The organism is Streptomyces tatrensis (genome assembly GCF_049310065.1).
Taxonomy (GTDB): domain Bacteria; phylum Actinomycetota; class Actinomycetes; order Streptomycetales; family Streptomycetaceae; genus Streptomyces.
In genome coordinates, this window is record NZ_JBMDLB010000011.1 from 3,013,705 (window position 1) to 3,026,083 (window position 12,379).

Here is a 12,379-nt window from a genome sequence, read left to right on the forward strand (position 1 = left end):
GCAGGCGGGAGATCCTCACATGAGCGAATCGGTGTCCGAGCAGGAGTCCGCACCGGACGACGGTGCGCGCGACGGCTCCCCGGAGCAGGCCGCCCCGGGCGCGCCCTCGCGCCGGGCCGTGCTGGGCTGGGGCGGCGCGGGCCTCGCGCTCGGCGCGGCGGCGGCCGGCGGTACGGCCGTCGCTCTGAACTCGGGCCCCGACATGGTCTCGGCGGCCGCGGCCGGCGCGGCCGTGCCGTTCCACGGCGAGCACCAGGCCGGTATCGCCAGTGCCGTCCAGGACCGCCTGCACTTCGCGGCCTTCGACGTGAAGACGAAGGACCGCGCCGAGCTGATCCAGCTCCTCAAGGACTGGACCGCCGCGGCCCGCCTGATGACGGCCGGTCAGCCGGTCGGCGAGGGCGGCTTCGGCGGGCTCCCGGAGGCCCCGCCGGACGACACGGGCGAGGCGCTGGGCCTGAAGGCCTCCCGCCTCACCCTGACCATCGGTTTCGGGCCGGGCCTGTTCGCCAAGGGCCGCTTCGGCCTGGAGGGCAAGCGCCCCGGGGCCCTGATCGACCTGGAGCTCTTCCCCGGCGACAACCTCGACCCGGCCCGCTCCGGCGGCGACCTGTGCGTCCAGGCCTGCGCCGACGACCCGCAGGTCGCCGTGCACGCCATCCGCCAGCTCGCCCGCATCGGCTTCGGCAAGACGGCGGTGCGCTGGTCGCAGCTGGGCTTCGGCAAGACCTCCTCGACCACGCCCGAGGAGCAGACCCCGCGCAACATGATGGGCTTCAAGGACGGCACCCGGAACATCTCGGGCACCGACAAGGCCGCCCTGGACAAGCACGTGTGGGTCGGCGCCGGCGACGGCAGCGACTGGCTGACCGGCGGCTCGTACCTCGTGGCGCGCCGGATCCGGATGAACATCGAGACGTGGGACCGGACCCCCCTGGGCGAGCAGGAGGACATCTTCGGCCGCGACAAGGGCGAGGGTGCCCCCGTGGGCAAGTCCAAGGAGCGCGACGAGCCGTTCCTGAAGGCGATGAAGCCCGAGGCGCACGTCCGCCTCGCGCACCCGGACACCAACAACGGCGCGATGATGCTGCGCCGCGGCTACTCCTTCACCGACGGCACGGACGGACTGGGCCGGCTCGACGCGGGCCTGTTCTTCCTCGCCTACCAGCGCGACGTCCGCAAGGGCTTCGTCCCGGTGCAGCGCAGCCTGGCGAAGTCCGACGTCCTCAACGAATACATCCAGCACGTGGGTTCGGCCGTCTTCGCCGTCCCGCCGGGCGTCCGCGACAAGGACGACTGGTGGGGCCGGACGCTGTTCGCGTAGGGGACGGGGAGAACCGAGATGTTCAGCAACTACCTGATCGGACTGCGCGAGGGGCTGGAAGCCAGCCTCGTCGTCTGCATCCTCATCGCATACCTGGTGAAGACCGGGAACAGGGACAGGCTGGCGCCGCTGTGGCTGGGCGTCGGCCTGGCCGCCGCGGTGTCCCTGGCCTTCGGCGCGGGCCTCGAGTTCGGCACGCAGGAACTGACCTTCAAGGCGCAGGAGGCCATCGGCGGCACCCTGTCGATCGTCGCGGTCGGCCTGGTCACCTGGATGGTCTTCTGGATGAAGCGCACCGCGCGGCACCTGAAGGCCGAGCTCCAGGGCAAGCTCGACGCGGCGCTCGCCATGGGCACCGGCGCCCTGGTCGCCACCGCGTTCCTGGCCGTCGGCCGGGAGGGCCTGGAGACCTCGCTGTTCGTGTGGCGCTCGGTGCACGCGGCCGGTGACGGCGCGGGCCCGCTGATCGGTGTGCTGCTCGGCATCGGGTCGTCGATCGTCCTGGGCTGGCTGTTCTACCGCGGTGCGCTGAAGATCAACCTGTCGAAGTTCTTCACGTGGACCGGCGGCATGCTGGTCGTGGTCGCCGCGGGCGTGCTCGCGTACGGGGTCCACGACCTCCAGGAGGCCGACTTCGTGCCGGGGCTGAACGACAAGGCCTTCGACATCAGCTCGACGATCCCGCCGGACAGCTGGTACGGGACCCTACTGAAGGGCACCTTCAACTTCCAGCCGGACCCGACGGTGCTCCAGGTCGTCGTGTGGGCCCTGTACCTGGTCCCGGTGCTCGCCCTGTTCCTGGCCCCGTCGCTCGTCAAGCGCGGCAAGCCGGAGCCGGCTCCGGCGCCGGCGCCGGCGTCCGGGTCGAAGGAGTCGGCGCCGAGCGGCTCCTGACTCACCACAGCCTGTCGACCGTCCCCGGGTAGAGGGGGACGCGGATGCCGGTGAAGGCCGCGCGGACCTGGTCCGCGCGGCCTTCACCGTCCGCGGCGCGGGCGGGGAACCATCCGAGCACCGTCTTGGTGAGGCCCGGGGCGTCCGTCGCGAGGGGGTCCGCGGGGGTGCCGCCGACCAGGACCGTGCCGGGCAGCACCTCGAAGCCGGCCGCCTCGTAGAACGGGACCAGCTCCCGGTCGCAGCTGAACAGCGCCAGGTCCACCGCCGCATCGGCGGCGAGCAGGGCGCGGGCCGCCGCGACCAGCCGGCCCCCGTGGCCGCGCCCCCGTACGTCGGCCCGGGTGACCACGCCGCTCAGCCCGGCCGCGCGGTACGTGCGCCCGTCCGCGAGCCGGACCGGCTTGTGCAGCAGCGCCAGGCAGGCGGCGACCCGCCCGTCGGCGCCCAGGAGCAGCACCGCGCGCGGGGCGAGCGCCGGGTCGTGCCCGGGGGACGACCCGGGCCATGCCTGCGCCTCCAGGGCCGCCACCTGCGCGGCGAGCCCGGAGGGCAGGACTTCGTACGTCTCGATGCGCACTACGGGATCAGCGCCCCCGCGCCGCCCACCCGGACCCGGGAGTCGCCGGACCGGAGCTCCACCGTCAGGACGCCCGGGCGGCCCATGTCGGCTCCCTGGTGGAGGGTGAGGACGGCGTCGGCCGGGACCAGGCCGATCTCGCGGGCGTACGCCCCGAAGGCGGCCGCGGCCGCGCCGGTCGCCGGGTCCTCGACGACGCCGCCGACCGGGAAGGGGTCGCGCACGTGGAACTCCGCCGGACCCGCCCGGTACACGAGCTGCACGGTGACGAGGTCGAGGCGCTGCATCAGCGCCGCCAGCCGGTCGAAGTCGTACGCGAGGTCCGCGAGCCGGGCCCGGGTGGCGGCGCCGAGCACCAGGTGGCGGGCGCCGGCGTAGGCGATCCGCGGCGGGAACTGCGGATCCAGGTCGGCGGCGGGCCAGTCCAGCGCGGCCAGGGCCTCGGCGAGGTCGGCCGGGTCCAGGTCCTCGGTGTGCGGTTCGACGCTGGTCAGGGTGGCGCGCAGCCCATTGCCCTCGCGGGTCACCGACACCGGCACGGTGCCCGCGCGGGTCGCGAAGACGAGCTCGCCCGTGCCGATCCGCTCGCCCAGCGCCACGGCGGTGGCCACGGTGGCGTGCCCGCAGAAGGGGACCTCCGCCTTGGGGCTGAAGTAGCGCACGGTGAAGGCCCTGCCGTCCGCTCCGCCCAGGCCCTCGGGCGGGGCGGTGAGGAAGGCCGTCTCGCTGTAGTCCAGTTCGGCGGCGATCTTCAGCATGGCGGCCTCGTCGAGGCCGGCGGCGTCGAGGACGACACCGGCGGGGTTGCCGCCGGCCGGGTCGTCGGAGAAGGCGGTGTAGCGCAGTACGTCGGTCATGATCGCCTCAACTGCGGCCCGCGGGCCCGCATTCCCGGATCCGGAGCGTATGCGCAGGTCGGGACAGCCCCGGGACGGGTGCGAAACGGGTCAGCCGCGCCCGATGTAGGGCATCGCGGTCGCCATCACCGTGGCGAACTGCACGTTGGCCCCCAGCGGGAGCTCCGCCATGTGCAGCACCGTGCGCGCCACGTCGGACGCGTCCATGACGGGCTCCACCGCGAGCTGTCCGTTGGCCTGCAGGATCCCGGTCTGCATCCGCTCGGTCATCTCGGTGGCCGCATTGCCGATGTCGATCTGCCCGCACGCGATCCCGTACGGGCGTCCGTCCAGCGACAGGGACTTCGTCAGGCCGGTCATGGCGTGCTTGGTCGCGGTGTAGGCGATCGAGTTCGGCCGGGGCACGTGCGCGGAGATGGAGCCGTTGTTGATGATGCGGCCGCCCTGCGGGTCCTGGGCCTTCATCACCCGGAAGGCCGCCTGCGCGCAGAGGAAGGAGCCGGTGAGGTTGACGTCGACCACCGAGCGCCAGGCCTCGTAGGAGATGTCCTCCAGCGGGACTCCGGCCGGGCCGAAGGTGCCGGCGTTGTTGAAGAGCAGGTCGACCCGCCCGTAGCGCTCGCGAACGGTCTCGAACAGCGCGGTCACGTCGTCCGGGTCGCTCACATCGGCCCGTACGCACAGCACGTCGGCGTCCGGGTGGGCGGCTCTGGCGGCCTCGGCGGCCTCTTCCAGCGGCCCGGTCCTGCGGCCGGCCACGGCCACCGCCCATCCGGCGGCGGCGAGGGTGAGGGCCACTGAGCGGCCGATTCCGGATCCGGCTCCGGTCACTACGGCGATCTGCTTCACACGTGCGTTCATGGGGCCGCAGGTTACGTCACACGGGCCGCCCGTCCCGGAACGTTCCGATTGCTGAGAGCATGGGGCGGCAGGGGTGCTGAGAAATGACGATAAGACTGGAGTTTCCGCATGTCGGAGAGAGGCCGCGCGACAGCGCCCTCGAAGGACTCGTCGCCCTCGACCCCTTCCCCTTCCCCCACCATCACCACCACCGCACCCCTGACGGCCGCCCGCCGGACGGGGCTGCTCGTCACCTTCATCCTCGGCGGGCTCACCGCGCTCCCCCCGCTGTCCATGGACATGTACCTGCCGGCGCTGCCGACGGTGACCAAGGTCCTGAACAGCCCTGCCGCGACCGTCCAGCTCACCCTCACCGCCTGCCTCGCCGGCATGGCCCTGGGCCAGCTGGTGATCGGCCCGATGAGCGACAAGTGGGGCCGTCGGCGCCCCCTGCTCATCGGCATGGTCGTCTACGTCCTCGCCACCGCCATCTGCGCCTTCGCCCCGACCGTCGAGCTGCTGATCGCCTTCCGGCTGCTCCAGGGCCTGGCCGGCGCGGCCGCGATCGTGATCGCGCGGGCCGTCGTGCGCGACCTCTACGACGGGGTCGAGATGGCCCGGTTCTTCTCCACCCTGATGCTGATATCCGGCGTGGCGCCGATCATCGCCCCGCTCATCGGCGGGCAGGTGCTGCGCTTCGCCGACTGGCGCGGGGTCTTCGTCGTCCTCACCGTCGTGGGAGCCCTGCTGACCGTCCTGGTCTGGCGGAAGCTCGACGAGACGCTGCCGCCCGAGCGGCGCCAGACCGGCGGCGTCGGCGCCGCGCTGCGGACCATGCGCGGGCTGTTCGCCGACCGGGTCTTCGCCGGCTACACGCTGGCCGGCGGGTTCTCCTTCGCGGCGCTGTTCGCGTACATCTCCGCCTCGCCGTTCGTCGTGCAGGAGATCTACGGGGCTTCGGCCCAGACCTTCAGCCTGCTCTTCGGCGTCAACTCCCTCGGCCTGATCGCGGTGGGCCAGATCAACGGCAAGCTGCTGGTCGGCCGGGTCAGCCTGGACAAGGTGCTGGGGTACGGGCTCGCCATCATCCTGGCGGCCTCGACCGCCCTGCTCCTCATGACCGCGGGGGTCTTCGGCGAGGTCGGGCTCTTCGCGATCTGCGCCGGGCTGTTCGTCCTGATGTCCGCGATGGGCCTGGTGCTGCCGAACACCAACGCGCAGGCCCTGATGCGCGCCCCGCACGCGGCCGGCTCGGCCTCCGCGCTGCTCGGCACCTCCTCCTTCCTGGTCGGAGCCGTGGCCTCCCCCCTGGTCGGCATCGCGGGCGAGGACACGGCGGTACCGATGGCCGTGGTCCAGGCGGCCTGCTCCCTCCTCGCGGTCCTCTGCTTCGTCGTCCTGTGCCGCCCCTGGCGCACCGGCGGCACCGGCAGCACGGCGCTCTGACCGTCCGGGGCCGGGCACGGGCGTCACGGCCGGCCCGGCCCCGTAAACTTGGCGGGTGAACGACTCCGCCACCACCACCGCCGAAACCCTGCGCAGCGCCCTCGCCGGCCTGCTCGAAGGCCTCCCGCAGAAGCAGGCCACGGCCTCCGTGGAGCGGCTGATCGCCAACTACCGGGGCGAGATCCCGACCCATACGCCCGTCCTGCGCAACCGCGCCGACGTGGCCGCGTACGCGGCGTACCGGATGCCCGCCACCTTCGAGGCCGTACGGTCCGCCCTGGACGGGCTCGCCGAAGCGGCCCCGGGCTGGTCCCCGGCCTCGCACGTGGACGTGGGCGGCGGCACCGGCGCGGCGGCCTGGGCGGCTGACGCCACCTGGGGCGGTCCCCGCGAGACGGCGGTACTGGACTGGGCCGACCCGGCGCTGCTCCTCGGCAAGGAGCTGGCCGCGGCCTCCTCCTCCGCCACGCTGCGGGCCGCCGAGTGGCGGCGGACCGTCATCGGGGCCGGGCTGACGATTCCCGAGGCGGACCTGGTGACGGTCTCCTACGTGCTGGGCGAACTGACTCCGGAAGCCCGCCGCGAGGTGATCGCCGAGGCGGCGCGGGCCGGTCAGGCCGTGGTGCTGGTCGAACCGGGCACGCCGGAGGGGTACCTGCGCGTCCGCGAGGCCCGCGACCAGCTGATCGAGGCCGGGCTGCGGGTCGCGGCGCCGTGCCCGCACGACGGGACCTGCCCGATCGAGGTCGGCAAGGACTGGTGCCACTTCTCGACCCGGGTCAGCCGGTCCTCCCTGCACCGGCAGGTCAAGGGCGGCTCCCTCGCCTACGAGGACGAGAAGTTCAGCTACGTGGCCGCCACCCGCTTCCCGGTGGAGCCGGCCGCCGCCCGGATCACGCGCAGGCCGCAGATCCGGAAGGGGCTCGTCCAGCTGGAGCTGTGCGGACCCGAGGCCGAGGGGCAGACCCGGGTCAACGTGACCAAGCGCCACGGAGACCTGTACAAGGCGGCGCGCGACGCCGACTGGGGCCAGGAGTGGCCGCCCCCGCAGGAGGCCTGAGGCCCTGAGGCCCGAGCTCCTGAGGCCCGAGCCCCGGGGGCCTGAGCCCGCAGGGGCCCAGGCCCGTTCGGAGCGCGCCGCCCGCGGCTAGGGCCTCAGCTCCTGCGTGCAGCACTTCACGCTGCCGCCGCCCTTGAGCAGCTCCCCCAGATCCATCGGGACCGGCTCGAACCCCCGCGCCCGCAGGGGTGCGAAGAGTCCGGTCGCCTCCTGCGGGAGGAGCACGTGCCGGCCGTCCGAGACCGCGTTGAGCCCGAGGGCCGCCGCGTCCTGGGCTTCGGCGAGCAGGGCGTCGGGGAAGAGCCGGCGCAGGACCGCCCGGCTGCCCGCGGAGAAGGCGTCCGGGTAGTACATGACCTCGTCGCCGTCGAGCACGGACAGGGCCGTGTCCAGGTGGTAGTAGCGCGGGTCGACCAGGTCGAGACCGATGACCGGGCGGCCGAAGAACTCCTGGGCCTCGTCGTGCGAGAGCGGACTGGAGCGGAAGCCCCGGCCTGCCAGGATGTAGGTGGCGGTGACGGCGAAGTCGCCCTCGCCCTCGTTGACGTGCGAGGGCTCGTGCACGTCCTGGAAGCCGTTGTTGCGGAACCAGTCGAGGTGGAGCTCCGCCTCGGCGGCCCGCTCGGGGTAGGCGAACCGCGCGCCCAGTACCCGGCCGTCGATGACGAGGGCGCCGTTGGCCGCGAAGACCATGTCGGGCAGCATGCGGTCGGGGACGAGGGTTTCGACGGTGTGGCCGAGGGCCCGGTAGCGGTCGCGGAGGTCCTCCCACTGGGCCAGGGCCAGGGGCAGGTCCACCGGTTTCGTGGGGTCCATCCACGGGTTGATGGAGTACGTGACCTTGAAGTGCGCGGGTGGGCACATCAGGTACCGCCGGGGTGTGGCGTCTCTGCGCAATGAGGGCTCCTCACGGTGATGAGAAGAGAATCGTCTCTCCTCCGCGAGGACGGCGCAGTGAACTGATTGGGTGGTTTCCTGAACGGCTGAAAGACGAGCGGTTCGTGGTTGATAAGTTGCCGAAATGAGCTCCAGTCCCCTCCCTGACCCCGGCACCGGCCCCGCCTCCGCCCCCCGGTCCCCGGACGCCACGCGCCGCAGCGACCGCTCGCGGCGGGCCATCCTGGACGCGGCGCTCGATCTGGTGGGGGAGGTCGGCTACAACAAGCTGACCATCGAGGCCATCGCCGCCCGCGCCGGAGTCGGCAAGCAGACCATCTACCGCTGGTGGCCGTCGAAGGCCGCGGTCCTGCTGGACGCCTCGGTCGCGCTCGCCGGGGACGCGCAGTCCGAGGGGGCGTGGACCGGCTTCCCCGACACCGGGGACCTGGCCGCCGACCTGAAGTACGTACTGCGGGCGACGGTGGACGAGTTCGCCGACGAGCGGTACGCGGCCCCCGCGCGCGCCCTGACGGCGGCCGGCGCCACCGACCCCGAGCTCGGGGCGCGCTTCACCGAGCAGCTGCTGGAGCCCCAGCTCGCGCTGTACGAGGAGCGTTTGCGGTCGGCCCGCGACGCCGGACAGCTCCCGCCGGACACCGATCTGCGGCTGACCGTGGAGATGCTGCTCGGACCTCTGACCTACCGCTGGCTGCTGCGCACCGCGCCGCTCACGCACGCGTATGCGGACGCGCTGGTGGACTCGGTGCTGGGCGGAGCCGGCGCGAGGCCCTGACCAGGGGCGGGACCCCGAGAGGTCGGGGCGGGGCCGGGGTGGGATAAGTCATGGGCTCCTGACGGCCGAGAACATATGGCTGATTTCTATGGTTATGTGGGTCTCCTGGTCGGGGGGTGCGGTCATCCGGCGCCCAGGATGGTGGGAACATGTGAGGGTCTGCCGGGGCAACGGTGTAGGTGAGGGGATAGATGGGGTCTGAGTCGGGCCGCGTCACACGCGGCGAGCAGAGCAGGATTTCCCAGTGGCTGCGCCGCAAGCCCAAACCCGACGCCGCGGACCCCGCACGAGAACGCGAAGCGCTGCTGCTGGCCGTCGCCGCGGCCGGTCTGCCGATCTCGCCCGCCGCGCATCCCGCCGGCTACCGGTGTTCGTGCGACCGGGTCGGCTGTCCGACGCCCGCGCGACACCCCGTGTCCTTCGCCTGGCAGACGCAGTCCACGACGGACCGCGCGCAGGTCGAACGCTGGGCGCGCAACCAGCCCGCGGCCAACTTCATCACCGCGACGGGCATGGTCCACGACGTACTGGACGTCCCCCTGGAGGCCGGGCACAGCGCGCTGGAACGCCTGCTGGCCGCCGGCGTCGAGGTCGGACCGGTGGCGGAATCGGGCGGTACGGGCGACCAGGCCCGGATGCTCTTCTTCACCGCGACCCGGGGCACGCCCGAGGACGAGGACGAGTGGTGGCCCTGCGAACTGGACTGCCACCCCGAGACGATGGACGAGCACCCCGGACTGCGCTGGCACTGCCGCGGCAGCTACGTACTGGTCCCGCCGGCCGCGCTCCCGGGTGACCTCGCGGTGACCTGGCTCCGCGGCATGGAGCACCCGCTCGTCGACCCGCTGACCCTGCTGGAAACCCTCACGGACGCGTGCGCCACCTACGCCGGCGCCTCCGACCAGACCCCCGCCAAGGTCGCCTGGCCCCTGGGCCGCTGACGCCCTAGGAGCCGGAGCTCCGCACCGAAGGCCGCGGCACGGAACGGGGTCCCGCCGGGCCGGCGCCCTCGCGCGCGCCGGGCCCGCCGCCCCGGCGGAGGCTGAGCAGGGTCCCCAGTACGGCGGCCGCCAGGATCAGCCCGGCCGCGCCCAGCGTCGTCCCGTCCGGCGCGGTCAGCGGCTGACCCCGCAGCGCCTGCCAGGTCAGCAGCGCCAGTACCGCCCCGTACACCGCGCCCGCGACCAGCACCAGGCGCAGCCGTACCCGCTCCTCCCCCAGCACGGCGAACCGCGCGGCGAGGGCGGCCAGAACCAGGACGAACAGCGGCAGCAACTGGAGCGCGTGCATCCCGACGAAGTGCGGGACGCGCAGGTCGCCGCCGGTGGTGGACCAGCCGGTGAGCGGCATGCCGGGGCCGCCGTCGGGCACCCCCACGGCGTGTCCGCCCACGATCGCGGCCCGGTCGTCGCCGACCGCGCGCTGCGCGGCCGTCGGCTGGGTCATCAGGAAGCCGAGCCCTGCGCCGGCCAGCGCCAGGGTCGCGGCGATCCGGATCGACCACGTGGTGGCCCGGTCGGCGATCCGGGCCCGGAACAGCAGGACGGCGATCACCAGCGCACCCAGCCACAGCGTCACGATGGTCCCGGCCATGACGTCGTACAGCCGCGCGTCGAAGGGAGTGGCGTAGTTGAAGTGGCTCTGCCGGCCACGGGCGGCCTGTGCGGTGATGAGCACCATCTCCACGGCGCTGGTCGCCACCACCACGGTGCCCGCCCACCACGCCGGCCGGGCGAGCCGGGGCCGGGCCCGTTCGAGCAGGGAGATCATCCAGGCCAGGCTCAAGGCGTAGGCGGCGAGCGAGACGGCGAACTTGAGGGGTTTGGCCCAGACCGGGGCGCCCAGCAGGGTCCGGTCGTCGACGAGGAGGCCGACGGCGGAACCGGCCGCCCATAACGCCATGACGCCGGCGAACACCACCAGCGGACGGTGCCAGGTACGCGGAAAAGCCAATGGGAACGACATCTCTACCCCCAGGGAGAATAGATAGTGACACTCACCACTATCCGGTAGTGCCACTATCTATGATGGGCATGGCACACACAAGGGGCTCAGGGACGGACGGAACGAAGATGCGCATCGGAGAGCTGAGCGCGCGGACCGGGGTACCGGTACCGACGATCAAGTACTACGTACGGGAGGGCCTGCTCCCGGCCGGTCTGCTCAGCAGCCCCAACCAGGCGCACTACGACGAGACGCACGAGCGCAGGCTGCGCCTGATCCGCGGCCTCCTGGAGGTGGGGAAGCTCCCCGTGGCGGCCATCGGGGAAGTGATCCGCTCCATCGACGACAAGGACCGGTCGGTCCACGAGATGCTCGGCTCGGTGGCGGACGCGCTGGTTCCCGAACACCACGGCACGCCCGATGCCGAGACCGAGCTCGCACGGGCGAAGGTGGCCGGGATCATCGAGCGGCGCGGCTGGCACGTGGACGCGGACACCCCCGCGGGCGAGGCACTGGCCGCCGCGCTGGCCGCGCTGGAGCGGTCCGGTCACGGAGCCTTCACCGAGGTACTCGACACGTACGCGGAGGCGGCCGAGCTGGTGGCCGGCGCGGACCTGGCGTACACGACCCACGCGGTGGCACGGGAGGACCTGGTCGAATCGGTCGCGGTCGGCACGGTCCTGGGCGACGCCATGTTCGCAGCGCTGCGCCGCCTCGCTCAGGTGGACGCCTCGTCCCGCACCTACGGAACCCCCCGAGCGGACTGACCCGCCCAGGCCGGGGACGGGGGCGGGGTGGGGTGTCGGCCTGGACGTAAAGCGTGATGTGTGGCGCGCAAAAAGCCCGCCACCCTCAAAGCCGATGACAGGGCGCCTAAATCATGCAGTCCAGGCCGACACCCCACCCCGCCCCCGGCACCGGCCCCACCCGCAGCCACCGGCAGGAACCGCGCCCGATCAGTGGATCTGGGTGACGACCACGTCGAGGGACCAGGCCTTGCCCGGCTTCGAGGGCGCCTCGGCCTCCACCGTGAACCCCAGGTCCCGCAGGGCCGTCACCAGCTCCTCCGGCGACACGGGCACCGCACCCGCCGACAGGAGGTCGCGCACCAGACGCCCCTTGGTGGCCTTGTTGAAGTGGCTCACCACCGACCGCTTCTCCACCCCGTCCACCATCTGGGAGTGCAGCACGCGGACCGTCGCCGTGCGCCCCGCCACCTCCCCCTTCGGCTTCCAAGCCGACGCGTACGCCGAGGACCGCAGGTCCAGGACCAGCCCCTCCCCCGCCGCCTCCGGCATCACCGAAGCCATGGGTTCGCGCCAGAACGCACCCAGCGCCCCCAGCCCCGGCAGCTTCACGCCCATCGAGCAGCGATAAGAGGGAATGCGATCGGCGACCCCGACCGCCCCCCACAGCCCGGAGAAAACCAGCAGGGACTCCGCGGCCAGCGACGCCGCCCCGGGCGTCAGGGTCGACAGACCCAGCGCGTCGTAGAGGACGCCCGTGTAGATCTCGCCGGCCGGCCGGGCGACCGCCGTCATCAGCTCCGCGTTCTTCGCGACCTCACCGCGCAGGCCCTCGCTCAGGCCGAGCACCTCGCGGGCCTTCAGCTCGTCGCCCACGCACAGCTCGACCAGTTCCTCCAGCACCGCGGCCCGGGCCGCGGCCAGCCCCGGCAGCGAGAGCGTCTCCGGCTTCAGCGGTGCGCCGGAGCCGCCGGCGGCCTTTCCTTCGGACGGCGGCAGCAGCACGAGCACGGTGG

The 12,379-nt window shown here is 72.9% G+C and carries 12 protein-coding genes and 1 pseudogene; 7 read left to right on the top strand and 6 right to left on the bottom strand.

What is annotated here, in order from left to right; translation table 11 throughout:
- Window positions 1-19 precede the first annotated feature (19 nt).
- Window positions 20-1,324, top strand: coding sequence for an iron uptake transporter deferrochelatase/peroxidase subunit (gene efeB, locus ACODT5_RS29440; protein WP_422522198.1), 1,305 nt, complete (start codon window positions 20-22; stop codon window positions 1,322-1,324).
- Between the two features lie 18 nt (window positions 1,325-1,342).
- The gene (efeU, locus tag ACODT5_RS29445; protein WP_422522199.1) at window positions 1,343-2,218 is read left to right on the top strand and encodes an iron uptake transporter permease EfeU; all 876 of its coding nucleotides are present in this window, start codon (window positions 1,343-1,345) and stop codon (window positions 2,216-2,218) included.
- Between the two features lies 1 nt (window position 2,219).
- On the opposite strand, the gene ACODT5_RS29450 is transcribed toward efeU, so the two are convergent.
- The 3 genes from ACODT5_RS29450 to ACODT5_RS29460 all read right to left on the bottom strand — a co-directional run bounded on the left by ACODT5_RS29450 (window position 2,220) and on the right by ACODT5_RS29460 (window position 4,516).
- A complete protein-coding gene (locus ACODT5_RS29450; protein WP_422522200.1) occupies window positions 2,220-2,798 on the bottom strand; it encodes a GNAT family N-acetyltransferase in 579 nt (192 codons plus the stop codon).
- On the bottom strand, window positions 2,798-3,655 hold the full coding sequence (locus ACODT5_RS29455; RefSeq protein WP_422522201.1) for a PhzF family phenazine biosynthesis protein: 858 nt from the start codon (window positions 3,653-3,655) through the stop codon (window positions 2,798-2,800). Before ACODT5_RS29455 ends, ACODT5_RS29450 begins: the two co-directional genes overlap by 1 nt.
- 90 nt (window positions 3,656-3,745) lie before the next feature.
- Window positions 3,746-4,516 (bottom strand): SDR family oxidoreductase, encoded by a 771-nt coding sequence (locus tag ACODT5_RS29460; protein WP_422522202.1) that lies wholly within the window; start codon window positions 4,514-4,516, stop codon window positions 3,746-3,748.
- Window positions 4,517-4,624: 108 nt separating this feature from the next.
- Here ACODT5_RS29460 and ACODT5_RS29465 point away from each other — a divergent pair, with 108 nt between their 5' ends.
- Both ACODT5_RS29465 and ACODT5_RS29470 read left to right on the top strand, forming a co-directional pair.
- Window positions 4,625-5,941 carry a Bcr/CflA family multidrug efflux MFS transporter gene (locus ACODT5_RS29465; RefSeq protein WP_422522203.1) on the top strand — a complete coding sequence of 439 codons (1,317 nt, stop codon included), beginning with the start codon at window positions 4,625-4,627 and terminating at the stop codon, window positions 5,939-5,941.
- A gap of 55 nt (window positions 5,942-5,996) precedes the next feature.
- Window positions 5,997-7,001, top strand: coding sequence for a small ribosomal subunit Rsm22 family protein (locus tag ACODT5_RS29470; protein WP_422522204.1), 1,005 nt, complete (start codon window positions 5,997-5,999; stop codon window positions 6,999-7,001).
- 87 nt (window positions 7,002-7,088) lie between these two features.
- Here the strand turns inward: ACODT5_RS29470 and ddaH are convergent.
- Window positions 7,089-7,907: pseudogene (gene ddaH, locus ACODT5_RS29475) on the bottom strand (dimethylargininase); the annotation flags it as partial.
- A 115-nt stretch (window positions 7,908-8,022) separates the two neighbouring features.
- On the opposite strand from ddaH, the gene ACODT5_RS29480 reads away from it, so the two are divergent.
- Together ACODT5_RS29480 and ACODT5_RS29485 are read left to right on the top strand one after the other, a co-directional pair.
- The gene (locus tag ACODT5_RS29480; protein ID WP_422522205.1) at window positions 8,023-8,673 is read left to right on the top strand and encodes a TetR/AcrR family transcriptional regulator; all 651 of its coding nucleotides are present in this window, start codon (window positions 8,023-8,025) and stop codon (window positions 8,671-8,673) included.
- Window positions 8,674-8,864: 191 nt separating this feature from the next.
- Entirely contained in the window at window positions 8,865-9,614 is a 750-nt protein-coding gene (locus ACODT5_RS29485) for a bifunctional DNA primase/polymerase (protein ID WP_422522206.1), read from the top strand.
- A 4-nt stretch (window positions 9,615-9,618) separates the two neighbouring features.
- Here the strand turns inward: ACODT5_RS29485 and ACODT5_RS29490 are convergent, their stop codons facing one another.
- A complete protein-coding gene (locus ACODT5_RS29490; protein WP_422525076.1) occupies window positions 9,619-10,575 on the bottom strand; it encodes a hypothetical protein in 957 nt (318 codons plus the stop codon).
- Between the two features lie 170 nt (window positions 10,576-10,745).
- Between ACODT5_RS29490 and ACODT5_RS29495 the strand changes: the two genes are divergently transcribed.
- Entirely contained in the window at window positions 10,746-11,384 is a 639-nt protein-coding gene (locus ACODT5_RS29495; RefSeq protein ID WP_422522207.1) for a MerR family transcriptional regulator, read from the top strand.
- Between the two features lie 189 nt (window positions 11,385-11,573).
- Here ACODT5_RS29495 and yaaA read toward each other — a convergent pair whose 3' ends face one another.
- Window positions 11,574-12,374, bottom strand: coding sequence for a peroxide stress protein YaaA (gene yaaA, locus ACODT5_RS29500; protein ID WP_422522208.1), 801 nt, complete (start codon window positions 12,372-12,374; stop codon window positions 11,574-11,576).
- Window positions 12,375-12,379 lie beyond the last annotated feature (5 nt).